This is a genomic window from Aminobacter ciceronei, from assembly GCF_014138625.1.
GTDB classification, from domain to species: domain Bacteria; phylum Pseudomonadota; class Alphaproteobacteria; order Rhizobiales; family Rhizobiaceae; genus Aminobacter; species Aminobacter ciceronei.
In genome coordinates this window covers 58,574-81,522 of sequence record NZ_JACJHY010000014.1, presented here as the reverse complement: position 1 = coordinate 81,522, position 22,949 = coordinate 58,574, and the positions used below count along the sequence as shown (strand labels likewise).

The window sequence follows — 22,949 nt, the reverse complement described above, 5'->3', positions numbered from 1 at the left end:
GCCGCAGAAGCTCTAACGACGCCTCAGGCGATTCGCCAGAGCGCCATCGATCACGAATTTCGCAGGACCATGCTGACGCTTTTCCACCACCCGATGTTTGCCACATGCCGTTTCGTCCGTTTGGCGTTCGGCGAGTATGGCGAGGAGCTGGCGCTGATCGAGGAGAAGCCGTGGACGCGGCGCAAGGAGTTCCTGTCGCTCAACCCGGCCGGAACGCTGCCGGTGCTCCTGGCCGAGGGCGACGTGCCGATCGTCGGCGCGATGATCATTTCCGAATATGTCGACGAGACCCGCGGCGTGCTCAAGCGCGAGCGTCGTCTGTTCGCCGAAGACCCGATGGAACGCGCCGAAATCCGCCGCCTGACCGACTGGTACCTGACCAAGACCGAAAGCGAAGTGACCCGGCATCTGGTGCGCGAGCGCGTGCTGAAGCCGCTGATGCCGGAAGCGGCCGGCGGCGGTTCGCCCGATTCGGCGGCCATTCGTGCTGCCCGCGCCAACATTCGCCAGCATATGAAATACACCAACTGGCTCGCCGGCACGCGCCACTGGCTCGCCGGGTCGCGCATCACCTATGCCGACCTTGCCGCCGCCGCATCGCTTTCGGTGCTCGACTATCTCGGCGAGATCGACTGGCGCGAATATTCCTCGGCGCGCGAATGGTACACACGCGTCAAGTCGCGCCCGTCCTTCCGGCCCCTGCTCGCCGACCGGGTGCGCGGGCTGACCCCGGCATCGCATTATGCGGACCTCGATTTCTGAGAGCGCGCTGCGCCACCTGATCGAGCGCGAAGCCAGCCGCGCCGGCTTCGCTGCCATCGCCGTCACACGCCCCGACGCCATCCCGCTCGCGCCTGCCCGCCTCGCCCAGTTCGTCGGCGAAGGCCTGCACGGCTCGATGGCCTGGATGGCGGAGACGCTGGAACGGCGCAGCGAACCTTCCGTGCTGTGGCCCGAGGTGCGTTCGATCGTCGTGCTCGCTATGAATTATGGGCCGGACAGCGACCCGCGCGCGCTGCAGGCCATGTCCGACCGGGCGGCGATCTCGGTCTACGCTCGCAACCGCGACTATCACGACGTCATGAAGGGCCGGCTGAAGGAGATCGCCGGCAAGATCGTGTCCCGTGCCGGCGGCGACGTGAAGGTGTTCGTCGACACGGCGCCGGTGATGGAAAAGCCGCTCGCCGAAGCCGCCGGCCTCGGCTGGCAAGGCAAGCACACCAATCTGGTCAGCCGCGAATTCGGCTCGTGGCTGTTCCTCGGCACCATCTTCACGACAGCAGAGCTAGCACCTGACGAGGCCGAAATCGACCGCTGCGGCTCCTGCCGCGCTTGCCTCGACGCCTGCCCGACAGAAGCGTTCCCGGCGCCCTACCGCATCGACGCGCGGCGCTGCATCTCCTATCTCACCATCGAGAACAAGGGTCCGATCCCGCTCGAATTCCGCCCAAAGATCGGTAACCGCATCTATGGCTGCGACGACTGCCTTGCGGCCTGCCCGTGGAACAAGTTCGCCCAGGCCGCATCGGAGCAGAAACTCGCCGCCCGCGACGATCTGCGCGAGCCGCGCCTTGCCGAACTGCTTTCCCTCGACGACGCGACGTTCCGGATCTTCTTCTCCGGTTCGCCGGTCAAGCGCATCGGCCGCGACCGCTTCGTCCGCAACGTGTTGATCGCATCAGGCAATTCCGCCGACGCCACGCTGATCGCACCATGCCGGACGTTGCTCTCCGACACCTCGCCTCTGGTGCGCGGTGCCGCCGTCTGGGCATTGTCGCGGCTGCTGCCCGACGCGACGTTTTCGGCTCTTGCAGAACAGATGCTGAAGGTCGAAACCGATAACGACGTGATCGCGGAATGGCAGGCCGGGCTCACCCAAGTCGAACAGTCGCGGACGCAGTCATGACCGAGCAGACCTTTTTCATCTTCGGCGCCGGCTATTCCGGCAAGGCATTTGCGCAGATGCGCCCGCAAAGCCTTAGCGTTGCCGGAACGACGCGTTCTCAGGACAAGTTTCCGGCGCTCGAAGCCGCTGGTATCGAGCCCTTCGTCTTCGACGGCCACCTCACCCCCGAAATCAGGGCGCAACTGGCCAGGACCACGCATCTCGTCGTCTCCGCCGCTCCCGGCGATGATGGCGATCCCGTGCTCAACGCCGCCCGCGAGGCGATCACGCACGACATGCCGCTGCTGCGCTGGATCGGTTATCTCTCGACCGTCGGCGTCTATGGCGACCATGGCGGTGCCTGGATCGACGAAACCGCCACGTGCCGGCCCAAACCGGGGCGATCGACCATGCGCCTCGAGGCCGAACAAGCGTGGCATGCACTTGGCGAACAGATCGCGCGCCCAGTCGCCATCCTGCGCCTGTCCGGCATTTACGGCCCCGGCCGCAATGCCTTCGTCAATCTCGAAAACGGCACCGCCAAGCGGCTGGTCAAGAAGGACCAGGTCTTCAACCGCATCCATGTGCAGGACATTGCCAGTGCGCTGTGGTTCCTCGCCGAGGGCGACTATGGCGGGGTCTTCAACGTCACCGACGACGAGCCGGCACCGCCGCAGGACGTCGTCGCCTATGCGGCCGAAAAGATGGGCGTTGCACCGCCGCCCGAAATTCCGTTCGAGACCGCCCAGCTTTCGCCCATGGCGCGGTCCTTCTATGGCGAAAACAAACGTGTCGCCAACACCGCCATCAAGGCGCTCGGCTTCGCCTTCGGCATGTCCAACTATCGCAAGGCGCTGGACAGCATGTGGGCCGACGGCAGCTGGCGCGGCGAAGGCGAAAGCGACAGGCGCAGCCCGATCAGGCAGGGCTGAGCGGAAGTCGCGCAAAGAATGACCGGGGTGCGGGTGCCGAAATTTACCTCTAGGTAACCGTGGCAGCCCAAGCTGGCTGAGAGGATCGGGTTCCATGACGACAATTTTCAGCGGACTTCTTGGCAAGGCGGGGCGGCTCCTGATGGCGGCGGCAACGCTTGGCCTTGTCGGTACCGACATCCAGGCGGCCAGCGCTGCGGAGCTCGCCAAGGACCTGTTCGGCAACAAGAAGCTGCCGGCAGCGATCGCGCCCGCGTCCTACGGCTTCTACTCCAAGGGCTGTTTCTCCGGCGGCGTGGCGATCGCCACCGACGGCCCGACCTGGCAGGCGATGCGCCTGTCGCGCAACCGGCGCTGGGGCCATCCCAAGATGATCGCGCTGATCGAGAAGCTGTCGCGGGAAGCCACCCAGGACGGCTGGCCCGGCCTTCTGGTCGGCGATATCTCGCAGCCGCGCGGTGGCCCGATGCTATCAGGCCACGCCTCGCACCAGATCGGCCTCGACGCCGACATCTGGCTGACGCCGATGCCCGACCACAGGCTGTCGCCGACCGAGCGCGAGAACATGAGCGCGGTGTCGATGGTCAACGAAAAGACCCATCGTGTCATCGAGAAGCGCTGGACGCCGGCGCATACGCGCCTGCTCGAGCGCGCGGCGAGCTACCCGGAGGTCGAGCGCATCCTGGTCAATCCGGGCATCAAGAAGAAACTCTGCGACACCGTCACCGGCGACCGCTCGTGGCTGCGCAAGGTGCGCCCGTTCTGGGGCCACGACTATCATTTCCACGTCCGCATCGGCTGCCAGCCGGGTTCGCTGGGCTGCAAGGAGCAGGATGCGACGCCGCGCGGCGACGGCTGCGACAAGTCGCTGGCCTGGTGGTTCACCGAAGAGCCGTGGCGTCCGGCTACCGGCCCGGCCAAGCCTCGGGCGCGTGACATCATGACCATGGCGAGCCTGCCCAAGGCATGCCGCGGCGTGCTCGACGCACCCTCGCCGGTCAACGAGGCGGCCGTCACCTATCACGGGCCCGGCGGCAGCGCATATGCGGCAACGCCCAACCCTGCGGCTCCGGCAGTGGCAGAGACACCAATCATCGCCGAACCCGGCGTGCCGGCCACGGCAAACGCCTTTGCGCCCCGACCTTCAGTCGACATTCCGGTGCCGCGCCCCCGGCCTGCCGGCAAATAGGCCCCGCCAACAAGCAGGTTGGGCGCGTTGGCCGCGCCGGCTGCATTCACGCACCCGGCGCTTCCAAAGCGATCGAAATCGGTCTATGGAATTTCAACCGATTTAGCTTGCCTGGATGAACCCCGAGTGACACCAGCTTTGCGTCTCGCATTGATCGCCCATGACGAAAAGAAGGACGACCTCGTCGCCTTCGCCAGCGATCATGTCGACTTCCTTATGACCTGCCATATCGTCGCCACCGGAACCACCGGTCAGCGCATCCTGGCGGCCTGCCCGAACCTCAACCTGACGCCGCTGAAAAGCGGTCCGCTCGGCGGCGACCAGCAGATCGGCGCGCTGATCAGCGAAGCCAAGATCGACCTTTTGATTTTCTTCGTTGATCCGCTGACGCCGATGCCGCATGACGTCGATGTGAAGGCATTGATGCGGCTTGCCATCGTCTACGACATTCCCATGGCGTTGAACCGGGCGACGGCCGAGATCATGCTGGAAAACCAGGAGAACGGCTGAACGCCGGCACGGGGACGAAACAGGGCATGTCACATCAGAGCGACCAGTCGCAGGCTCTCCCCTTTCCGATCCTGATCGGCGACATCGGCGGCACCAATGCGCGCTTCGCCATCGTCGAGAGCGCCGACAAGGACGCCGGCGAGCCGCGCATCGTCCAGACTGCCAGCTACGCCACCATCGACGACGCCATCTTGGCCGTGCTCGACGGCTCGCCCATCCGCCCACGCTCGGCGGTGCTGGCAGTTGCCGGCCCGGTCGAGGGCGAGGAGATCGCGCTTACCAATTGCCCGTGGGTGGTGCGCCCCCGGCAGATGTTTTCGACGCTCGGCCTCGTCGACATCCTCGTGCTCAACGACTTCGAAGCCCAGGCACTGGCCGTCGTGGCGCTCGGCGACGAACATATGGAAAGGATCGGCGGCGGCGAGCCTGAACCAGGCGCCGGCCGCGTCGTGCTCGGACCCGGCACCGGCCTCGGCGTCGCTGGTCTTGTCCACGCGCTCGGGCGCTGGATTCCCATTCCCGGCGAAGGCGGGCACATGGACATTGGTCCGCGCTCCAAGCGCGACTTCGAGGTGTTCCCACATATCGAAAAGCTGGACGGCCGCATCTCGGGCGAGCAGATCCTGTGCGGCCGCGGTCTGGTCAACACCTACCGCGCCGTCGCCAGGACCGACGGCAAGGCACCTGTGCTGACCCAGCCGGCACAGGTCACCGCGGCAGCGCTCGACGGCAGCGACCCGGTGGCGGTCGAGGCGCTCGAGCTGTTCGTGACCTGCCTTGGCCGCACCGCCGGCGACCTCGCTCTGGTGTTCAAAAGCAAGGGCGGCGTCTTCCTCACCGGCGGCATCGCCCAGAAAATTGTGCCGGCGCTGAAACGGGGCAATTTCCGCGAGGCCTTCGAGGACAAGGCACCACATCGCGAGCTGATGGCCTCGATGCCGGTCTATGTCATCACCCACCCGCTGGCGGCCCTTGCCGGGCTTGCCGCCTATGCCCGCAATCCCGATCTCTTCGGCATCGAGACAGGCGATCGGCGCTGGCGGACATAGCCATCGCCGCACTGCGGCAAATGGCGGTTTCCCCTCGCGGCATCATGCTTTAAGAGGGGCGCAGTTTTCGCAAGAGCGACAGGACTGCCTGTTTGACCATCGACCCCAACCAGACGCCGAGCTCCAAGCGCAGCGAGATCGTCGGCGTCATCAAGCGCATCGTCGCCGAAAACGGCCGCGACTACATCTGGCACTACACCTTCGCGGCGATCTTCCTGCTCACCATTTCGGCGACGACAGGCTTCCTTGCCTGGATAATGCGCGACATCATCAACCTGATCTTTTATGAGCGGCGCGCCGACCTGATCCTGTTGATCACCCTGTCGACCTTCGCCGCCTTCGTCATTCGCGGCCTGTCCACCTATGGCCAGGCGGTCGTCCTAGCCAAGGTCGGCAACAACCTCATCGCCCGCTATCAGCGTCGCGTCTTCGACCACCTGATGAGCCTCGGCATGGACTTCTTCTCGTCGCAGCGCTCGGCTCAGCTGATCGCCCAGGTCAACCAGAATGTCGCCGGCGTGCGCGACCTGCTCAACATCCTGATCACCTCGATTGCCCGCGATGCGGTGACACTCATCGTGCTCATCGGCGTGATGGTCTACCAGGATCCGGTTCTATCGCTGCTGGCCTTGCTGATCGGGCCCCCGCTGGTCTTTGCCGTCAACTACCTGATGCGCCGGCTGCGTCGCCTCAACCGCGATGCCATCCTCGTCGGGGCCCGTCTGTTCGGCTCGATGCAGGAAACCGTCCAGGGCATGGCCATCGTCAAGGCCTTCACCATGGAGGATCAGCTCGCCAGGCGCATGGACGGGCTGATCGGCGACGTCGAGGCACGCTCGAACAAGATCGCCCGGGTGTCGGAGCGTCTTTCGCCGATCACCGAAATTCTCGGCGGCGCGATCTTTGCCGGCATCATCGGCTACGCCGGCTACCGCTCGGCAGTCGACATGCAACCGCCTGGCAACATCATCTCGTTCATTTTTGCGTTCATCTTCGCCTATGATCCGGCACGCAAGCTCGCGCGCACCCAGGTAGGCCTCGAGAGTGCGTTGGTAAACGCCCGCATGCTCTACGAGATTCTTGACACCCAGCCGCGGCAGGAAGACGCCCCGGACGCCAAGGCGATCGCTGTCGGCAAGGGCGAAATCCGCTTCGACAACGTCTCCTTCGGCTATGGCGACGACCTCCCCGTCCTGCGCGAGCTGAGCTTCACCGCCGTCGGCGGCAAGACCACGGCGATCGTCGGCGCCTCGGGCGCCGGCAAGTCGACGCTGATCGCGCTTTTGCAGCGCTTCTACGATCTCGACGGCGGCCGCATCGTCATCGACGGCCAGGACATATCAGGCGTCACCAAGCGCTCGCTGCGCCAATCCATCGCCTATGTCTCGCAGCATCCCTACCTGTTCGAAGGCACCATCGCCGACAACATCCGCTACGGCCGCCCCGATGCCACCGACGCGGATATCCGCGACGCCGCCAGGCAGGCCTTCGCTGATGACTTCATCCTCGACCAACCTGAGGGCTACGACACGCCGGTCGGCGAAAGCGGCTCGACATTATCCGGCGGCCAGCGCCAGCGTGTCTCCATTGCGCGCGCCCTGGTACGCAATGCGCCTATCCTTTTGCTCGACGAGGCGACCTCGGCGCTCGACAACGAGTCCGAGGCGCGTGTCCAGCAAGCGCTTGCCACCGCCACGCAAGGGCGCACCACCATCGTGATTGCCCATCGCCTCTCGACGGTCATCAATGCCGATCATATCGTCGTGCTGGACGCAGGCCGGCTGATCGAGCAAGGCACCCATGCCGCGCTGATGGCCGACCCCAACGGTGTCTATGCGCGCTTCCACAATCTGCATGACGAAGCCGCACTTGGACTCGTGGACGATACCACCGAGACTGCAATGGTAGAGCGGCAGCACGCGCTGCCTCAGGGAGCCTGATATGAGCGAGATGGGTCTTGTCGTCGTCGGTGCCGCCGGGCGGATGGGTCAGGTGCTGTTGCGTACCGTGCACAGCATGGCAGGCGTGCGTGTCGTCGGTGCCATCGAACGGGCAGGCTCGCCGCATCTCGGCAAGGATGCTGGCGAACTCGCCGGCATCGGCATCATCAACGTGCCGATCTCTGACGATCCGCTGTCCGCCTTCGCCAAGGCCGACGGCGTGCTCGACTTCACCGCGCCGGCAGCGACGATCGAATTCGCCGGCTATGCCGCGCAGGCCCGCATCGCCCATGTCATTGGCACGACCGGCTGCTCGCCGGACGACGACGCCAAGATTGCCGCCGCCGCGCGCCATGCCACCATCGTCAAGTCGGGCAATATGAGCCTCGGGGTCAATCTGCTGTCGGTGCTCGTCGAGAAGGCCGCGCAGGCTCTCGGACCCGATGATTTCGACATCGAGATCGTCGAGATGCACCACCGCCACAAGGTCGACGCGCCATCGGGCACGGCACTTCTGCTCGGCGAAGCCGCCGCAGAGGGCCGCAAGATCGCACTTGCAGAGAAGAGCGTACGCGTTCGCGACGGCCACACCGGCGTGCGCGAAACCGGTACGATCGGCTTTGCTGCGTTGCGCGGCGGCTCGGTCGTCGGCGAACATTCGGTTATCCTCGCCGGCACGGGCGAGCGCATCGTCATGTCGCATCTCGCCGAGGATCGCACCATCTTTGCCCGCGGCGCCGTCAAGGCGGCGCTGTGGGCGCATGGACGCAAGCCCGGCCTCTATTCGATGCGCGACGTGCTCGGCCTCTAATCAAACTCCGCCACTACAGTCCTCACCCAAGGGAGCAAAAATGTCCGGTACTCTCGTGCTCGTCCGCCATGGCCAGAGCGAATGGAACCTCAAGAACCTGTTCACCGGCTGGCGCGATCCCGGCCTGACCGAGCAAGGCCACGCCGAGGCCAAGTCGGCCGGCGAGAAGCTCAAGGCGCGCGGGCTCAAATTCGACATCGCCTTCACCTCGGCGCTGTCGCGCGCCCAGACCACCTGCCAGCATATCCTCGACGTTCTCGGCCAGGGCGACCTCAAGACGATCCGCAACGCCGCGCTCAACGAGCGCGACTACGGCGACCTCAACGGTCTCAACAAGGACGACGCCCGCGCCAAGTGGGGCGAGGAGCAGGTCCATATCTGGCGCCGCTCCTACGACACCCCACCGCCCGGCGGCGAGAGCCTGAAGGACACCGGTGCGCGCGTGTGGCCCTACTATTTGCACGACATGCAGAAGCATGTGCTCTCCGGCGGCACCGTGCTGGTCGCAGCCCACGGCAACTCGCTGCGCGCGCTGATCATGGCGCTCGACGGTATTTCTGGGCCTGACATCGTCAAGCTCGAACTCGGAACCGGCGTGCCGATCGTCTACAAGCTCAACGCCGATTCGACCGTCGCTTCCAAAGACGTGCTGGCCTGAGTCGCGATGGCGTCGGCCGTCCAACGGGACGCGCAAAGGACGGCGTAGATTTTTGAACGTATTCGGGAGCCGTGCATACGCGGCTCCCGACCCTTCGCCGGCTTCGAAAGCCAGTCGGCCCCTGCGTCAGCCTCATCACCCGAATGCGACATTTGCGGCCTGCCGCAGCATTCCTCGGCAAAAGCAGAAAAAGCGCGTTGACACAGTCGCTTCGCCCGCTTACATCACCGCCACCAGCCCAGATGGCGGAATTGGTAGACGCGCACGGTTCAGGTCCGTGTGCCGCGAGGCGTGGAGGTTCGAGTCCTCTTCTGGGCACCAGTTTCCTGCTTCAGACAGCTCCAACTGTCTGAAGACACTCAAAAAGCCCGGTTCGCCGGGCTTTTTTGTTGTCCGCATTTTCCAGCCTTTTCTCCCGTTCTCCCCGACAATCTCCATGCATTGCCGAAGCCGGCTCCATCGCCCGAATGGTCAGCTTCCGACTGACCCATCGCAGGTGATAATATCAGGTTGAGCTAATTATTGAGCACAACCCGTCGAGGAGTCCGCCGATGCTGCGTCTGGTCCTTGCTGCTGCACTGGCTCTTGCTGCCGGCACGGCAGCCAGGGCCGAAGACAAACCACAGGCCGCCCCAACGGTTATGGAAGGCATAACCGTCGCGGAGTTCGGGGACATCATGACCAAGGCCGGCTATCAGGCCAAGGTCGGCGTCGACAGCGACAACCTGCCGGTCATCGATTCCAAAGCCTCCGGCATGAATTTCTGGGTCTATTTCTACAATTGCGAGGGCGGCGAACCGCAAAAGTGCCGGCGCGTCCAGTTCCAGAGCAGCTTCAAGACCGACAAGGCGATGCAGGACAAGGCACTCGAATGGAACAACAAGAAGGTCGCCGGCCGCGCCTCGAACGACAAGGACAACACCTATTTCGACTACCTGATCGACTGCGGCGGCGGCGTCTCGTCGACCAACCTGTCACAGAATCTCGAGCGCTTCGACACGCTGATGGCCGAGTTCACGACGTACATAGGCTGGCGCTGAACGACGCGCACAGGACTGCCAGGCAGCATGCACTGGATGCATGCATGTTGCATACTTGCGTGCACGATAAGAAAACTGAGGCAAATATGCCACGCGGCATTATTACTTCTCATATATTGATAAATTTGTCGTCTGTGCCATTGCTATCGCCCCACCAATACTCATTCAGTCAAATAATATTTGAACCATAAAATTTTCAAGCGAAAATCCGGGGTGGCACAGTGAAATCTAGAAATTATCTTGGCGCAGCCAGCGTCATGGCTTTCCTATGCGTGTCATCGGCTGTGGTCGCGGGCGAACAGGTTTCCGACCAGCAGTCCATCGGCTACCGCATCGGCCTTGCCTTCGCCGGTGTCCACAACACTCTTGGCGGGATGGGGATAGAATCATCAGGCGGCGTCAGAGTTGACGACACACGTCCAACCGTGATGTTTGATGGAACACTGGGCTACGACTTCGCGCCCAACTGGGGCATCCAGGGCGACCTGCAGGCGGCAGCGCTAGGCAAGCCCGACGTCGCCGATGGCGACAGGACCAACGCCTATGGCCATGGCGCCGTCCACCTCTACCATCGTACGGACAGCTTTCTCGTCGGCGCCCTGGGCGGCCTTGGCATTCACGACGATCGCGGCGATTCCAACCGGGAGATGAACTATTGGTTCGCCGGCGCCGAAGGCAGCTGTTGACCGGCTGGGGCTCGGTCTTCGCGCAGGCGGGCTATCTCGATTCTTACGACAGGTACGACGAAGGCACGCGGGAGGCGCCGTTCGCCCGGCTTGGCATCAACTACCTCCTCAACGACAACTGGTCGGTGAAGCTCGACGGCGCTTATGCCGGCGGCAAGAAGTGGACCGACAACCTGCCCAACCGGATCTTCGACTTCAACGTGGAGAGTGAAATCCGCCCGGAAACCTGGCCGGTCTCGTTGTTCACCCGCTACGAATTCACCCAGATTTCCTATCATGCGCTCGATAGCGACCAGTACCGCTATGGCGAGAACTTCCATACCGTCATGGTCGGGCTCAAGTTCCGCTCCGGTACGACCCTGCACGAGGCCGACCGTGCACCCGGCTCGCTCGACTTGCCATCCCTTGGCAAATGGGTCGCCTTCAACGCCAACGAGCAGCCGGTCGCTTCGCGCTCCCAGCTACCCTTCATCTGCCTGACCGACGATCACGCGCTGCGCAGCGAAAGCAGGGACTGCCGCGTTGTCGAACCGCTGTTTCCGCAGGATCCGATACCAGCCAGCGCAACCTGAAAATCCGCCCGCATGTCCATTTGCCCGAACACGACTGCTCCATCTACATCGACAACTCCGTGATCCTGAAACGGCCCCCCTCCGAACGAATGCTGGAGCTGATCCGGCAATCGGCTTCCTCGTCGCACCGCATTCCTACCGGGAAACGGTACTGGATGAGTTCCTGGAGATGGCGAGAAAAGGTTCTGACGACGCCTCCCGCATTTTCGAGCAGCTCAACCACTGCACGCTGAGCTGCCCCGAAATACTGGAGGAGCGCCCATGATGGACAGGCATGATGATCCGCGACCATCGTTCGGCGCGCGTCACTTCCATACTTGAAGCCTGGGCCTTCCACGTGATGCGCTACTCGCGCCGGGATCAGCTCTCGATGAACGTGGCGTTTCGGTCGGCCAGCTTCAGCCCAACGGCATGGGCCGTGGACAACAGGGAATCCGACCTGCATCTCTGGCCACATACGGTGGGACGGGATCGCGACCTGGGTTCCCGCAATCCGGCGATCAGCCTGATGCCCGCAGCCGCCCGCGTGCGGCGCATCGAGCTGAAAGAGGCCGCATGGACCGCGCAGGAGCGTGCCTATCGCGCCGAGATCGAACGGCTTAACGCGAAAGCCGAGGCGCGCAAACCGCACAACCGATTGCGCAGGCTGGGCGAAAAGCTCCTTCGGCTGCCCGACAGGCGCACTGGCAGCCGAACGCCAGAAGAAGCCGTCGCGCTGCCGGTCCGTGTCCGCGCGCCTGGCGGCGCGTGGATTCATGTCGACCCGCTGGACCGTCGCGCCCAGAAACTGATCCAGTCCGACGGCAATCTCAATCCGCCCGCCCTGTCTGCCTGGCATCTGCTGCTGCAGCAGCATGCCTGGACGCATGTCATCGATGTCGGCGCCAACTATGGCGAGATGCTCGTCAATGGCGGCCTGCCTTCCGGGGCAAGCATCATCGCGGTCGAACCCAATCCGGCGATCCGCCCCTATCTCGAACGAGGCAGGGCTGCCGGCGATCATCCTGGACGCTGCGTTGTCCGACAAGGAAGGCCAGGCCGCGCTTCACGTCGACCCAAACTGGTCAGGAACGGCTCGTCTCGCCAAGCCCGGCGACAACGGCGCCTTGCCGGTGCGGACGACCACGCTCGACCGGCTCCTTCGCAGCTTCGATGCAGGTCCTTCGATGATGCGCGTGCTGGTCAAGCTGGATGTCGAAGGAGACGAGGCAAACATCCTGCGCGGTGCGCTGGCCATACTGCCAAGCCTCGGCGAATTCGCGGCGCTGGTCGAGATCCTGCACGTTGCGCCGGCCGATCTCGTCTTGCTGGTCGAGCATTTCGAGATCTCGCTGCTCGACATGCAGCCGGGCGGCGGGCTGGTGAGGCCCCCGCCACGGCAGCTCGGTGACATGCTGCGTCCGGGCGCTACCACACGCAGGATGCCGTGTTGCGACGGCGCAGGTGAAGCGCACCAGACAATTCTGTCTGGCAATTCCCCGGTCCGGAATCCCGTACCGTTCCGGCTTCGCAGACCGCCCCCCGAAAGAGGTCCCCTCTCCTGTCTCCCGCTGCTGCTATGCCTCGAGGTTGCGGTTGCGATCCTGCCAGAGTTCAAGGGTCGCCAGCACCGCCACCGCGATGCCGAGGCCGATGTGCCAGCTGCGCAGAGCGCCGCCATATTCGAAGACGAACGGCTGCACCACCATCCAGACGCCGCAGAACAGCGACAGGATTTCTTCCCAGCGCCGCAGGAAGATCTGCTCCAGTCCGGACAGAACGACGATCGCAGCACCGACGAGCGCGGTGACCGCCATCATTGTCGGCATCTCGGTCACGCCGAGCCACATCGGCGAGACGATGATCGCGGCGCCGAGGATCATCGACACGATGTCCTCCCAGCGCCGATGCCGGGTGAGCCCAAGGGGCTCCATTACGTTTAGCGTTGCCATGATGAACAATCCTCTTTGGCTACGTTCGAGTTAAGCTCGAGCGCCCGTGAGGACTATGTGCGTGCCAGTCGAACTCCTCAGCGGGCGTTCTCGCACTGGGAATATTATCTCAGATATCGGTAAGAAATTCAATGAAGCGCCGGTGTCGCAGGCTACCGCGTCCTATCCGGCCATTGTCGACCTTGGCTGGCTCAGCAATACTGGTCGTGGGGAACTCAGGCTGGAGGGAAAATGCCGCGCGTCATTGCAATCGGGCTAGACGGGATGGACCACGACCTCGTCGAGCGGATGATCGGCGAAGGACGCCTACCCAACCTCGATCGGTTGCGGCGCAACGGCATTGGCCTCAAGCTCGATCATGGCCGCGACAAGCTTTCGGGTCTCGCCTGGGAACACGTCGCCACCGGGCTCGCGCCATCCGATGGCGGCCGCTGGTCGGCGGTCCGTTACGATCCGGCCACCTATGACGTCCTTCAGGAAGAAGTCACTGCCGCTTCCCATCTGCCGGGCATCGGCCGCAAGGTGGTGGCCTTCGACTTGCCCTATTGCCGCCTGGGCGACAGTGGCGATGTCCTCGGCCTCGCCGCCTGGGGTGCGCATGATCCCGGCGTCGAGGCCCATTCCAATCCACCTGGTCTCGCTGCCGAAATTGCCGGCAGGTTCGGCCCATACCCCGCCCCGGAATGGATCTACGGCTTCTGCTGGCCTTCCGCCGCGAAAACCGAAGCGGCCGCCGCCGCCCTGATCGCTGCAGTCGAAAAGCGCCGCGAGATCGCGCAGTGGCTGCTGCGCGAGAGGCTTCCCGACTGGGATCTGGCGATCGTCGTTCCCTCCGAGGCACACTCCGGAAGCGAGCCGTTCTGGCACGGCATCGATACCGAACACCCCCTCCATCATCACGCCTCCGCAGTCCCGGCAAGGCGAGGGATGATCGGCATCTACGAAGCGCTCGACCACCTGGTCGGCGACCTCGCCGACACCTTCCCCGACGCGACGGTGCTGGCCTTTTCCATGCATGGCATGGGCATGAACGAGGGCGACGTGCCCGCGATGGCGCTGCTGCCGGAGCTGCTCTACCGACGCAGCTTCGGCAAAGCCTATATGCGCGACCTCAAGCCTGCGGCGCGCCTTGCCGACGGCACGCCGCTGCTGGGTGAGCATGAGGGTTGGGAGCCGACGCTGCGCAAGCTCGCTCCATGGCCGGACAAGCCTGGCCCCATTGCCCGCGCGCTGGTCAAGGCAGGCATAGGCAGGCGGCGCGACGCCGAATCGCTTCGCCGCCAGCGGGAGCCTCGCGGCATCGGCTGGATGCCCGCGACGCGCTATCGCGGCTTCTGGCCTGATATGGACGCCTTTGCCATTCCAGCCTTTTACGACGGACAGATTCGGCTGAACCTGCGCGGCCGGGAAGCATCGGGAAAGGTGGCGCCCGAACGCTATGATGCACTCCTCGACGAACTTGAATTGCTGCTGTCGCAGTGCCGCGATCCGCTGAGCGGCGAACAGGCGGTGCGCGAAACCTTCCGGGCTGGCAAGCCACCGTTCGAAATCGGGCCACATGAGGCCGATCTCTACGTCCTTTTCCGCAAGGGCCTTCTTGGCATGACGCATGAGCGACTCGGCACCGTCGGTCCGCTGCCCTGGCGCCGGACGGGTGGCCATACCGGCGACTGGGGGTTCATCTTCGGTGCCGGCCCGGGCCTCGAAGCCGGCCGCTCGGGCACCAGCAGTTCCTTTGACGTCGTGCCGACGATCCTGGACCTGTTGGGCGTATCCCCGGATCTGGCCCCCAGCGGAAAGACGCTGCTCAGAGATCCGGTCTGACACCGGCCTTTCCTGCCAGCTGCGCCGCCTTGACGAACAGCTTTAGCCATTCCCGGGGCTCCATCCTTGTCCGCGCCCGCCGATAACGGCGAAAGGCCCTACCGGCCTTGAGCCGACCCAGAAGCGACGCCGGGTGCGCGGACATTCGCTGCTGTGCGTCGGCGTGAAAATACCCCCACAGCCAGACCTCGCTCTGCCGCTCCGGTCCGATGAGATGGTCGACGATCGCTTCGGGAACCCAGCACCCGTGGTGACCGGCGGCAATTGCGGCGCGCATCACAGCGATCTCCTCGCCGCCGGCGAACGGGCTGCCTGGCCGCCGGCCAAGCTCGGGATCGAAGCGAAAGCGGCGCTGGGCATCGGTCACCATGCCGTAGTTGGCGCCGAACGGAAGATCGGCGTCGACGTCGGCAAAGACATCGGCTGTGGCTCGCCGCCGGGCCGCATAAGCGCCCTCCACCACATCAAGCCCGGCCAGCAGCCAGGCGGGCGGCTCTCCGTCCAGGCGCGGAACGATCACGCCGCCAAAGATGCTGCATCGTGGCGATGCGGCCATGGCGGCTGCATAGGCACGCAGGAAGCCGGGCCGCACCAGGGCGTCGTCGTCGAGCCAGACGATCAGCCGTCCGCGCGCCTCATCAATGGCCCGGTTGCGGGCGTGGGACAGCCCGCCCCGCGGCTCCGCGACGACGACCATCGGCAGTCGGTCGGCGAAACGCTCCGCCACCGGCACTGTGTCGTCGCTGCAGTCATTGGCCACAACCACGATTTCGAAGCTGGAGCTCGGCTTTTCGGCCGCGGCGAGTGCGGCAAGGCATCGCAAGAGCAGCGGCGCCCGGTTGCGGGTGCATATCGCAATCGTCATGCCGATTTCGGTCAATTGCCCCTCGCACCCAATACCGACCGGACCGGCCACGCCTTAGCGAGCCTATTCTTAGCGGCTCGGCGCCCAGCTGCAATTGTCTGACGTGTTGTCGTCCGGCAGTGCAACCGTTCGTTTCACCTGCCGGGGCGTCTGAGCCACAAAAACGCGACACAACCGGCCAACGCCGTCACGATCCCGATCCAGAACCATTCTGTACGCCCTGTCATGAAGCTGCCGCCGAGCAGGCCGGCGCCTTGCAGAATCCAGACGATGCCTATGACGACCGCGAGTCCCGCCACGATGTTTGGCAATAACTTCATTTCGACACAGCCTTCCTGTTGATTATCTTCACAACGCTCGCTTGATTCTTGATATTTCTTTCCTTCTGAAAGTATCATCAAGAAGTTTTTCGCCAGCGGCGAATCCAGTGATTCAGCGATGAACTCGTCGCCCACTCCGCAATTATGAAGATATTCCTTCCCTGCGTCCCGAACGGGCCTGACAAACTGTTACCTTGAGACTCCAAACGTGTGCGCTCGCCTCGGAACTGCCCGATGCTTGCCGCATTCGCTGCCACATTTCGGGTGAAACCGCTCCGTGTGTTTATCAACAGAGCGTTAACCAGAAGATGAAGAACCGCGCCAAGCCTGCGATCGCGGCGGCCACCCTCGCCGCCGGCATGATGATAGCCCTCACCGGCACCGCTTCCGCCCAGTGCGGCAAGGCGTCCTGGTATGCACTGACCTCGAAGACCGCTTCGGGCGAACGCATGAACCCATCGGCCATGACCGCGGCGCACCGCTCGCTTCCTTTCGGCACCAAAATCCGCGTCACCAACCAGAAGAACGGCAAGAGCGTCGTCGTCCGCATCAACGATCGCGGCCCATTCATCAAGGGCCGCGTGCTCGACCTGTCCAAGGGCGCAGCCCAGCAGATCGGCTTCGTCAGGTCGGGACATACGTCCGTCTGCATGCAGCGCACCTGACGGTTGCGCTGCCAAAGACGCGGCGCGCCTCTAACCGATGCGCCGCGCCGCCGTCTCGGCCATCGCCTCGGCGAGGCTGAGCTGCCACTCCGTCCGGCAATAGGCGCGGAAATCGAAGCAGGGCAGGCCCGGGCAGACCTCGAATTCGATGAGGTGCACGGTGTCGTCGGCCTCGACGCGGAAGTCGAGCGAGAAGACATCGCGCAGGCCGAGGCCCGCCACCAGCCTTGCGGCGATCCGCCGGATGCGCTCGGCCGCGCGCGGCTGCAGCGACGCCACCTGCACCAGTCCCGGCTCGACATACTTCCCCGCTTCCCTGGCTGCCGCGCCGGTGTCGCCATAGAGCGCCATACTGTCGGCCATGGTCTGGAAATCGCCACCTGAATCGACAAAAACGATGCCGAGCGCCTCGGGCCCAACTTCAGGATCGACCGCCAGGAAGCTCGCCCGCACATTGCGGCCCGCGACATAGGGCTGGACGATGACGTCGTCGCGGTAGGCGTCGAACACCCTGCGCCCGAGCGCCAACGCCTCCGTGACGTTGGCGATCCGCGAATCCGCCCAGATGCCGATCTTGGCGCCGAGCCGGTTCGGTTTGACAAAATAGCCCGACGAAGACGCCGGCGGTTCGACCAGCCATTCGCCGCCGCGCACGAGGCCCGCCGCCGGCACCGGCAGGCCGAGAGCCGATAGCACGGAACCGGCACGAAACTTGTCCTGGCACAGCGCAAACAGGCTGTCGTCGGCGCCGATGGTGCGCAAGCCGTTCAGCCGGGCAAGTGCCGGTGCGGCACCGCCACGGAAAAAAGCAATGCCGTCGGTCAGCGTCCACACCAGGCTGGCGCCACGGTCAACTGATGCCAGCACCGCTGCCGCATCGTCCAGTTCGACGGCGCGAAAATCGAGGCCACGCCTGGCGCATGCTTCATCTAGGGCGCTGAACTCCGGCACCATGTCGGTCGACTGCGCCAGATAGGACGAGATCTCCATCGCCGCCTGGGCCGAGAAGCCGTCATCGAGCAATCGCTCCGAACACGCACGCTCCGGCTCATGGACGAGAAAAAGCGTCGGTTTTTGTCCGGCCATCGACACTGTTCCTGCATGCGAGCGGCGCGGAAGCACTTCGCCGGTGCACGACAATGGCATCCCCGTCGTCTCAGGCTTGCCGGAAAACCGACCTGTTGCCATCGTCCGGGCGACAAGGCCCGCCAGTTGAAGGACTGCAGAGCGGGCGCTTGCCGCGCCTCAGATCAGTACGTTCGGCTCATGCCGACCATTGACCTGGATGTCGAGCAGGAAGGTCTTGCCGGCATGCGGATCCGCCCGGCGCGCTTTGGCGCTCATGCCTTCGGCCGCCGAGGTCACCACCATCCGGTCGGCGGCGTGCCCGACGAAGGCCGGGCACGAGGTCTGCACCGCCGGCACTGGCACGCTGCGCACCAGCTTGCCGTCGGGCGCATAGGCGTCGACGCGGCCGCCGCCCCAGCTGGCGTTCCACAGCACCCCGTCGCGGTCGACGACCGAGCCGTCGATGCCGCCCCTGTCGCCGCGCCGATCAACAAACAGCTTCGGCTCGCCGAGCGGCAGACCGGTGTCGGCATCGCAGTCGAGGCGGTAGAGCAGGTTGACCGCCGTGTCGGTGTAGTAGGCGGTCTTGCCGTCCGGGCTGAAGCAGATCGAATTGGGAATGCTGATCGCCGGAAAAAGCAGCCTGAGCTCGCCACGGAAGAACCAGTAGATGGCGCCGGCACCGGCCTCGGCCTTCTTGCCCATGGTGCCGAACCACAGCGCGCCGCACGGATGCACACGCGCGTCGTTCGAGCGCGTGTCGGCATTGGCGGCTTCGACCGACATATGCAGCTTGAGCTTGCCGGTCGTAGCATCGCGGACATGCAACCCGGTTTCGGTGAGCAGCAGCTGGCGCTCGCCGTCGATCGTGGCGATCGCGCTCGCCATCTCGTCCAGTTGGTGGATGCGCGTCTGCCCGCCGGACAGCTTCTTCTCCAGCATCCGGCTCGCCAGTATGTCGAACCAGTAAAGCGTGTCGGTGGCGGGATCGTAGGTCGGGCCCTCGCCGAGCTCGCAGGTCTCGTCGGACAGGATGCTGGCCGCCATGTCAGGCACCCTTGCCGATGGCGTCCCAGCCGGCCACTGCCGCCCGGGCGCGTTCGCCGACGTCGGCAGCACTCATGCCGGGTTTGTAGAGGCTGGAGCCGAGCCCGAACAATTGTACACCGACCTTGGCGTAGGCGGCGAAATCGACCTCGGACACGCCGCCGACGACACCGACCTGCGTCTCCCTGGGCAGCACGGCACGGATCGCCGAAATGCCGCCTGGCCCGAGCACGCTCGCCGGGAAAAACTTCAGCGCCGAGGCGCCCAGCCGCAGAGCCAGGAACGCGTCGGTCGGCGTCATCACGCCGGGCATCGTCACCATTTTGTGCGCACCCGCGCGGCCCATCACCTCGGCATCGATGTTGGGGCTGACCAGCAGCCGCCCGCCGGCATCGTGAAGCCGATCGACATCCTTGGCCCACACCACGGTGCCGCCGCCAACCAGTGCCGCAGGCAGCGCCCTGGCCAGGATCTCGATCGAGCGGAACGGATCGGGCGAATTGAGCGGCACCTCGATCGCCTCGATACCGGCATCGAACACCGCCTGGCCAACGCCAAGCGCCTCCTCCGGTTTCAGTCCGCGCAGGATGGCAACCAGCCCGCGGCCAAGCTCGGGGAACGGTGCAGTCACGCTCATTCAGCCACTCCTTCAGCCAGCATCCCATTGCGGCGGGCAGCGGCCACCAGGCCGGCCAGCACCGCTTCATCGGCATCGGCGATCGTCACCGCAATGCCGGCGAGGCGCATCGCCTCGGCGTAGAGCCCGCCCAGCGCGCCGGAGACGACAAGCACGACAGGCGTTTCGCGCCGGCCGAAGCGCCTGACCGCCGAGGCAACCTCGGCGCCGATCAGCAGGCCCGAAAGTGCCGCTGCCGCATCCTCCTGGCCGAGTCCGGAGAGCAGGCCGGCGGCGCGGATGCCGAACAATCTCGCGCCGATGTCGCCGTCGGACAGCGCTTCCCCGCACCAGTCGCGGAAGACCTTGCTGTCCGGCGACACCTTTGCCGGCTTGTCGCCGATCGAGTGGCGCAGGATCGAATGCTGAGCCAGCACCGAGAACATCTCGCCGGTCGGCCAGGTGCCGAAACCCTGGATGGCGCCGCCCGCGGCGGTCACCCATTTGCAATGCGTGCCGGGCATGCAGACGAGATGGCTGCCCGCTCCGATCAGGGCGGCAATGCCGGCGAGCTGGGTCTCCTCGCCGCGCATGACATCGGGCGCCCGCGGGTCGCGCTGGGCCAGTCCCGGCACGATGCGGACGTCGCGGCCGGCACCCGACACGGGCACGGCGGCGCCCAGAATGTCGCCCAGCGACGACGGCACGTCGACATAAGGCGCCTCGACCCAGCCCTGGCGCGCACCTGCCATGCCGCAGACGATCGCCGGCAGGTCCTTCGCAGCGCCCATGTCCTGCAGCTGCCTGTCGAGAACCGTGGCAAAACCCTTGTGCTGCGCCGTGAGCAAGCCCTCGTCGCTGCGCCGTTCGTCCAGCACCGCGCCCTTGGCGTCGAGCAGCCAGACACGCAGCCTGGTCGTGCCCCAGTCAACGGCCGCTATCGTAGGGGTAGCACTCACAAGATACCTCCATCGACGATCAGCGTCTGTGCCGTCAGCATTTTCGACGCGTCCGAAGCCAGGAAAAGCACCGGCCCGACCATGTCTTCCGGCAGCATCATCCGCTTGATGCACTGGCGCGAGATATGCGCCTTGAGCGACTTCTCGCTGACCCACAATTCGCGCTGCCGCTCGGTGATCACCCAGCCCGGCGCCACCGCATTGACCCTGATGTTGTCGGGGCCGTAGCGCCCGGCAAGCCCCTTGGTCAGGCCAACGATCGCAGCCTTTGCCGCCGTGTAGGCCGGCATGGCGCCGATGTTGAGCATATAGGAGGTCGAGCTGAAATTGATGATCGAGCCGCCGCCGGCCTTGACCATGCCCGGCGCCACCGCCTGGATGGTGAAGAAATGCGGCCTGATGTTCACCGCCTGGTTCTCGTCCCAGCTCTCGGGAGTGACATCTGATACCTCGTGGCGCAGGTCGTTGGCAGCGTTGTTGACCAGAACCGTCACCGGGCCATGCTCTTCCTCGGCCCGGCCGACGGCCCGGCGCAGCTCCGAGATGTCGCGAAGGTCGGCGCGCAGATAGAGCGGCCGGTTGCCGGTCGCCTGCTCGATCTCGTCACACAGCTCCTGGCTCGGCTTCAGCGCGATGTCGATGAAGGCGACCTTCGCGCCCTGCCGGACAAACGCCTCGGTCAGCGACGCACCGATGCCGGTGCCGCCACCAGTGATCAGCACCGACTGGCCCTCGAGATCAGGAAAACGTGCCGATGGCATCATGATCTTTCCCCTCGCCTCGCCCACTTCCCCCAAAGCCGGACATGCCCACCGTCATAGAGCAAGATCGCAAGAAGTGGGAACCGGTTTTCGGAGAAGATCGTGCTCGCTCACGGAAAATTCGGAGCATCCTGCCGGAGCCTCGAACGGGAACAATCTATCACGCCATGCTCCCGGACCGGCGCCCCGACCTTGTGTTCGCGACGGGTGCAGCACAGCCACCGCGCGACGCGAGAAGTGATGTCAGGACATGGCGGTCAGACCGCCCGGGCGAAGCTCCCGCCGCGATGGGCTTCGCGCAGATAGCCGAGCGTGGCGGCGGCGTCGGCCGGACGGCCGAACAGATAACCCTGCCCGCCGGCACAGCCGAACTGCGTCAGCCGTTCCGCCTGCGCCTCCATCTCGATGCCTTCGGCGACGACATCCATGCCGAGGCCTTCGCACATCGCCAGGATGGCGCGGATGATGTGTTCGGACGGCCGGTCTTCGAGGATCGAGGCAACAAAGGCGCGATCGATCTTGAGCTTGTCGAAGCGGAATTCGCGCAGGCGCCCGAGCGACGATTGGCCGGTGCCGAAATCGTCGAGCGAGACACGGATGCCGACCCGCCTGAGATCCTCGACGATCTTTTCGGCCGAGGCGGGATCGGTCATCAGGCCGGTTTCGGTGATCTCGATCTCGAGGCGGCGCGGGTCGAAGCCGGTGCGCTCGAGGATCGACAGAATGTGCAGGCCGGTGTTCTGGTCGACCAGCTGCGACGGCGACAGATTGAATGACAGGAACATTTCCTTCGGCCAGCTGCGCGCCGCTTCCGCCGCCTTGCGCAGCACCAGCTGCGACAGCGGGCCGATGATGCCGCGCTCCTCGGCGATCGGAATGAAGACTGCCGGCGAAACGAAGCCGAGGTCGCGGTCGGTCCAGCGTGCCAGCGCCTCGAAACCGATGGTGCGGCGGCTGTTGAGATCGACGATCGGCTGGAAATGCGGCGCGACATCGCCGGCGGCAACCGCACGGCGCAGCGCCTGCTCGATTCGGGTGACGCGCTTGGCCGCCTCCTCCATCTCGCGGGTGTAGACGACGACGCGGCCGCGACCCGAGCGCTTGGCGTGGTAAAGTGCTGTCTCGGCCTTGCGCACCAGCGTCTCGGTGGTGTCGTCGCTCGAATGGAACAGCGAGCAGCCGACCGACGCCGACAAGCGCGCCGTGCGCTCGCCGACATCGTAAGGTGCCGACAGGATTTCGATCAGCATGCGCGCTTTCTCGGCCGCCGCATCCTCTGAGAACACCAGCGGGTAGAGGAAGGCGAACTCGTCGGCGCCGATACGCGCCACCGCCGAATAGCCATCGCAGGCGGCGCGCAGCCGCATCGCCACCTGGATCAGGATGTCGTCGCCGGCGCGGTGTCCGAACAGGTCGTTGATCGGCTTGAAGCCGTCGAGATCGAGGATGCCGACGGTGAACGGCGCGGGGTCCTCGGCGCGGTCGCCGATCAGCCTTTCGACCTTGTCGAAGAAACGACGCTGGTTGCCCAGCCCGGTCAAGGCATCGGTGAAGGCCAGATCCGCCGTTTCCCTGTCCGAATGGCTGACGCCGATAGGCATGCTTTGTCTCTGTTCTGCTA

At 64.9% G+C, this 22,949-nt stretch carries 25 protein-coding genes and 1 tRNA gene; 15 read left to right on the top strand and 11 right to left on the bottom strand.

The window, feature by feature from the left end; translation table 11 throughout:
* The first annotated feature begins 69 nt into the window (after positions 1 to 69).
* From HNQ95_RS15690 to HNQ95_RS15630, 13 genes are all read left to right on the top strand, one after another.
* Entirely contained in the window at positions 70 to 762 is a 693-nt protein-coding gene (locus tag HNQ95_RS15690; protein WP_067955626.1) for a glutathione S-transferase family protein, read from the top strand.
* On the top strand, positions 743 to 1,906 hold the full coding sequence (queG, locus tag HNQ95_RS15685; RefSeq protein ID WP_182574486.1) for a tRNA epoxyqueuosine(34) reductase QueG: 1,164 nt from the start codon (positions 743 to 745) through the stop codon (positions 1,904 to 1,906). The genes HNQ95_RS15690 and queG overlap by 20 nt, the downstream gene beginning before the upstream one ends.
* Positions 1,903 to 2,817, top strand: a complete 915-nt coding sequence (locus HNQ95_RS15680; protein WP_067955631.1) for an SDR family oxidoreductase — start codon at positions 1,903 to 1,905, stop codon at positions 2,815 to 2,817. Before queG ends, HNQ95_RS15680 begins: the two co-directional genes overlap by 4 nt.
* Before the next feature lie 94 nt (positions 2,818 to 2,911).
* On the top strand, positions 2,912 to 4,006 hold the full coding sequence (mepA, locus tag HNQ95_RS15675; protein WP_182574485.1) for a penicillin-insensitive murein endopeptidase: 1,095 nt from the start codon (positions 2,912 to 2,914) through the stop codon (positions 4,004 to 4,006).
* 126 nt (positions 4,007 to 4,132) lie between these two features.
* Positions 4,133 to 4,516, top strand: coding sequence for a methylglyoxal synthase (locus HNQ95_RS15670; protein WP_182574484.1), 384 nt, complete (start codon positions 4,133 to 4,135; stop codon positions 4,514 to 4,516).
* 26 nt (positions 4,517 to 4,542) lie between these two features.
* Entirely contained in the window at positions 4,543 to 5,565 is a 1,023-nt protein-coding gene (locus HNQ95_RS15665; RefSeq protein WP_154385253.1) for a glucokinase, read from the top strand.
* A gap of 92 nt (positions 5,566 to 5,657) precedes the next feature.
* Entirely contained in the window at positions 5,658 to 7,505 is a 1,848-nt protein-coding gene (locus HNQ95_RS15660; protein WP_182574483.1) for an ABC transporter ATP-binding protein, read from the top strand.
* A 1-nt stretch (position 7,506) separates the two neighbouring features.
* Positions 7,507 to 8,316, top strand: coding sequence for a 4-hydroxy-tetrahydrodipicolinate reductase (dapB, locus tag HNQ95_RS15655; RefSeq protein WP_067955638.1), 810 nt, complete (start codon positions 7,507 to 7,509; stop codon positions 8,314 to 8,316).
* Positions 8,317 to 8,356: 40 nt separating this feature from the next.
* Positions 8,357 to 8,974, top strand: a complete 618-nt coding sequence (locus HNQ95_RS15650; protein WP_067955640.1) for a 2,3-bisphosphoglycerate-dependent phosphoglycerate mutase — start codon at positions 8,357 to 8,359, stop codon at positions 8,972 to 8,974.
* A 236-nt stretch (positions 8,975 to 9,210) separates the two neighbouring features.
* Positions 9,211 to 9,295: transfer RNA gene (locus tag HNQ95_RS15645), tRNA-Leu, on the top strand.
* Positions 9,296 to 9,525: 230 nt separating this feature from the next.
* Positions 9,526 to 10,014, top strand: coding sequence for a YbjN domain-containing protein (locus HNQ95_RS15640; RefSeq protein ID WP_067955642.1), 489 nt, complete (start codon positions 9,526 to 9,528; stop codon positions 10,012 to 10,014).
* Positions 10,015 to 10,271: 257 nt separating this feature from the next.
* On the top strand, positions 10,272 to 10,700 hold the full coding sequence (locus HNQ95_RS15635; RefSeq protein ID WP_182585802.1) for an outer membrane beta-barrel protein: 429 nt from the start codon (positions 10,272 to 10,274) through the stop codon (positions 10,698 to 10,700).
* A complete protein-coding gene (locus HNQ95_RS15630; RefSeq protein ID WP_182574481.1) occupies positions 10,697 to 11,272 on the top strand; it encodes a hypothetical protein in 576 nt (191 codons plus the stop codon). Before HNQ95_RS15635 ends, HNQ95_RS15630 begins: the two co-directional genes overlap by 4 nt.
* 43 nt (positions 11,273 to 11,315) lie before the next feature.
* Here the strand turns inward: HNQ95_RS15630 and HNQ95_RS15625 are convergent, their stop codons facing one another.
* The 3 genes from HNQ95_RS15625 to HNQ95_RS15615 all read right to left on the bottom strand — a co-directional run bounded on the left by HNQ95_RS15625 (position 11,316) and on the right by HNQ95_RS15615 (position 13,203).
* Positions 11,316 to 12,275, bottom strand: a complete 960-nt coding sequence (locus HNQ95_RS15625) for a hypothetical protein (protein ID WP_182574480.1) — start codon at positions 12,273 to 12,275, stop codon at positions 11,316 to 11,318.
* Positions 12,276 to 12,336: 61 nt separating this feature from the next.
* A complete protein-coding gene (locus tag HNQ95_RS15620; protein WP_182574479.1) occupies positions 12,337 to 12,591 on the bottom strand; it encodes a hypothetical protein in 255 nt (84 codons plus the stop codon).
* 237 nt (positions 12,592 to 12,828) lie between these two features.
* Complete coding sequence (locus tag HNQ95_RS15615; protein ID WP_067955652.1) at positions 12,829 to 13,203, bottom strand: SPW repeat domain-containing protein; 375 nt, start codon at positions 13,201 to 13,203, stop codon at positions 12,829 to 12,831.
* A gap of 231 nt (positions 13,204 to 13,434) precedes the next feature.
* On the opposite strand from HNQ95_RS15615, the gene HNQ95_RS15610 reads away from it, so the two are divergent.
* Positions 13,435 to 15,027 (top strand): alkaline phosphatase family protein, encoded by a 1,593-nt coding sequence (locus HNQ95_RS15610; protein WP_182574478.1) that lies wholly within the window; start codon positions 13,435 to 13,437, stop codon positions 15,025 to 15,027.
* Here the strand turns inward: HNQ95_RS15610 and HNQ95_RS15605 are convergent.
* Together HNQ95_RS15605 and HNQ95_RS33670 are read right to left on the bottom strand one after the other, a co-directional pair.
* Positions 15,011 to 15,907 (bottom strand): glycosyltransferase family 2 protein, encoded by an 897-nt coding sequence (locus HNQ95_RS15605; protein WP_067955656.1) that lies wholly within the window; start codon positions 15,905 to 15,907, stop codon positions 15,011 to 15,013. The two genes, HNQ95_RS15610 and HNQ95_RS15605, sit on opposite strands and share 17 nt — an antisense overlap.
* A gap of 119 nt (positions 15,908 to 16,026) precedes the next feature.
* Positions 16,027 to 16,347 (bottom strand): hypothetical protein, encoded by a 321-nt coding sequence (locus HNQ95_RS33670; protein ID WP_246340767.1) that lies wholly within the window; start codon positions 16,345 to 16,347, stop codon positions 16,027 to 16,029.
* Between the two features lie 173 nt (positions 16,348 to 16,520).
* Between HNQ95_RS33670 and HNQ95_RS15595 the strand changes: the two genes are divergently transcribed.
* The gene (locus tag HNQ95_RS15595) at positions 16,521 to 16,877 is read left to right on the top strand and encodes a septal ring lytic transglycosylase RlpA family protein (protein WP_067955657.1); all 357 of its coding nucleotides are present in this window, start codon (positions 16,521 to 16,523) and stop codon (positions 16,875 to 16,877) included.
* A gap of 30 nt (positions 16,878 to 16,907) precedes the next feature.
* Here the strand turns inward: HNQ95_RS15595 and HNQ95_RS15590 are convergent, their stop codons facing one another.
* The 6 genes from HNQ95_RS15590 to HNQ95_RS15565 form a co-directional block, all read right to left on the bottom strand.
* Positions 16,908 to 17,963 carry a D-alanine--D-alanine ligase family protein gene (locus HNQ95_RS15590; protein WP_182574477.1) on the bottom strand — a complete coding sequence of 352 codons (1,056 nt, stop codon included), beginning with the start codon at positions 17,961 to 17,963 and terminating at the stop codon, positions 16,908 to 16,910.
* A 159-nt stretch (positions 17,964 to 18,122) separates the two neighbouring features.
* Positions 18,123 to 18,992, bottom strand: coding sequence for an SMP-30/gluconolactonase/LRE family protein (locus HNQ95_RS15585; protein ID WP_154385259.1), 870 nt, complete (start codon positions 18,990 to 18,992; stop codon positions 18,123 to 18,125).
* A 1-nt stretch (position 18,993) separates the two neighbouring features.
* Positions 18,994 to 19,629, bottom strand: a complete 636-nt coding sequence (locus HNQ95_RS15580) for a 2-dehydro-3-deoxy-6-phosphogalactonate aldolase (protein ID WP_154385260.1) — start codon at positions 19,627 to 19,629, stop codon at positions 18,994 to 18,996.
* Positions 19,626 to 20,567, bottom strand: a complete 942-nt coding sequence (locus tag HNQ95_RS15575) for a 2-dehydro-3-deoxygalactonokinase (RefSeq protein ID WP_182574476.1) — start codon at positions 20,565 to 20,567, stop codon at positions 19,626 to 19,628. Before HNQ95_RS15575 ends, HNQ95_RS15580 begins: the two co-directional genes overlap by 4 nt.
* Positions 20,564 to 21,331: an SDR family NAD(P)-dependent oxidoreductase gene (locus HNQ95_RS15570; RefSeq protein ID WP_154385261.1), complete on the bottom strand. Its 768-nt coding sequence runs from the start codon at positions 21,329 to 21,331 to the stop codon at positions 20,564 to 20,566. Before HNQ95_RS15570 ends, HNQ95_RS15575 begins: the two co-directional genes overlap by 4 nt.
* A 254-nt stretch (positions 21,332 to 21,585) precedes the next feature.
* On the bottom strand, positions 21,586 to 22,929 hold the full coding sequence (locus tag HNQ95_RS15565; RefSeq protein WP_067955669.1) for a putative bifunctional diguanylate cyclase/phosphodiesterase: 1,344 nt from the start codon (positions 22,927 to 22,929) through the stop codon (positions 21,586 to 21,588).
* Positions 22,930 to 22,949: the final 20 nt, after the last annotated feature.

Bases quoted from the DNA above. Each gene is read 5' to 3' on its own strand.
- HNQ95_RS15585 (WP_154385259.1), bottom strand. From the start codon at position 18,992: ATGGCGGCCAGCATCCTGTCCGACGAGACCTGCGAGCTCGGCGAGGGC.
- HNQ95_RS15565 (WP_067955669.1), bottom strand. From the start codon at position 22,929: ATGCCTATCGGCGTCAGCCATTCGGACAGGGAAACGGCGGATCTGGCC.
- HNQ95_RS15570 (WP_154385261.1), bottom strand. From the start codon at position 21,331: ATGATGCCATCGGCACGTTTTCCTGATCTCGAGGGCCAGTCGGTGCTG.
- queG (WP_182574486.1), top strand. From the start codon at position 743: ATGCGGACCTCGATTTCTGAGAGCGCGCTGCGCCACCTGATCGAGCGC.
- HNQ95_RS15690 (WP_067955626.1), top strand. From the start codon at position 70: ATGCTGACGCTTTTCCACCACCCGATGTTTGCCACATGCCGTTTCGTC.
- HNQ95_RS15625 (WP_182574480.1), bottom strand. From the start codon at position 12,275: ATGATCGCCGGCAGCCCTGCCTCGTTCGAGATAGGGGCGGATCGCCGG.
- HNQ95_RS15610 (WP_182574478.1), top strand. From the start codon at position 13,435: ATGCCGCGCGTCATTGCAATCGGGCTAGACGGGATGGACCACGACCTC.
- HNQ95_RS15650 (WP_067955640.1), top strand. From the start codon at position 8,357: ATGTCCGGTACTCTCGTGCTCGTCCGCCATGGCCAGAGCGAATGGAAC.
- HNQ95_RS15620 (WP_182574479.1), bottom strand. From the start codon at position 12,591: ATGCTCGACCAGCAAGACGAGATCGGCCGGCGCAACGTGCAGGATCTC.
- HNQ95_RS15615 (WP_067955652.1), bottom strand. From the start codon at position 13,203: ATGGCAACGCTAAACGTAATGGAGCCCCTTGGGCTCACCCGGCATCGG.
- HNQ95_RS15680 (WP_067955631.1), top strand. From the start codon at position 1,903: ATGACCGAGCAGACCTTTTTCATCTTCGGCGCCGGCTATTCCGGCAAG.
- HNQ95_RS15580 (WP_154385260.1), bottom strand. From the start codon at position 19,629: ATGAGCGTGACTGCACCGTTCCCCGAGCTTGGCCGCGGGCTGGTTGCC.
- HNQ95_RS15635 (WP_182585802.1), top strand. From the start codon at position 10,272: ATGGCTTTCCTATGCGTGTCATCGGCTGTGGTCGCGGGCGAACAGGTT.
- HNQ95_RS15640 (WP_067955642.1), top strand. From the start codon at position 9,526: ATGCTGCGTCTGGTCCTTGCTGCTGCACTGGCTCTTGCTGCCGGCACG.
- HNQ95_RS15590 (WP_182574477.1), bottom strand. From the start codon at position 17,963: ATGGCCGGACAAAAACCGACGCTTTTTCTCGTCCATGAGCCGGAGCGT.
- HNQ95_RS15595 (WP_067955657.1), top strand. From the start codon at position 16,521: ATGAAGAACCGCGCCAAGCCTGCGATCGCGGCGGCCACCCTCGCCGCC.
- mepA (WP_182574485.1), top strand. From the start codon at position 2,912: ATGACGACAATTTTCAGCGGACTTCTTGGCAAGGCGGGGCGGCTCCTG.
- dapB (WP_067955638.1), top strand. From the start codon at position 7,507: ATGAGCGAGATGGGTCTTGTCGTCGTCGGTGCCGCCGGGCGGATGGGT.
- HNQ95_RS15665 (WP_154385253.1), top strand. From the start codon at position 4,543: ATGTCACATCAGAGCGACCAGTCGCAGGCTCTCCCCTTTCCGATCCTG.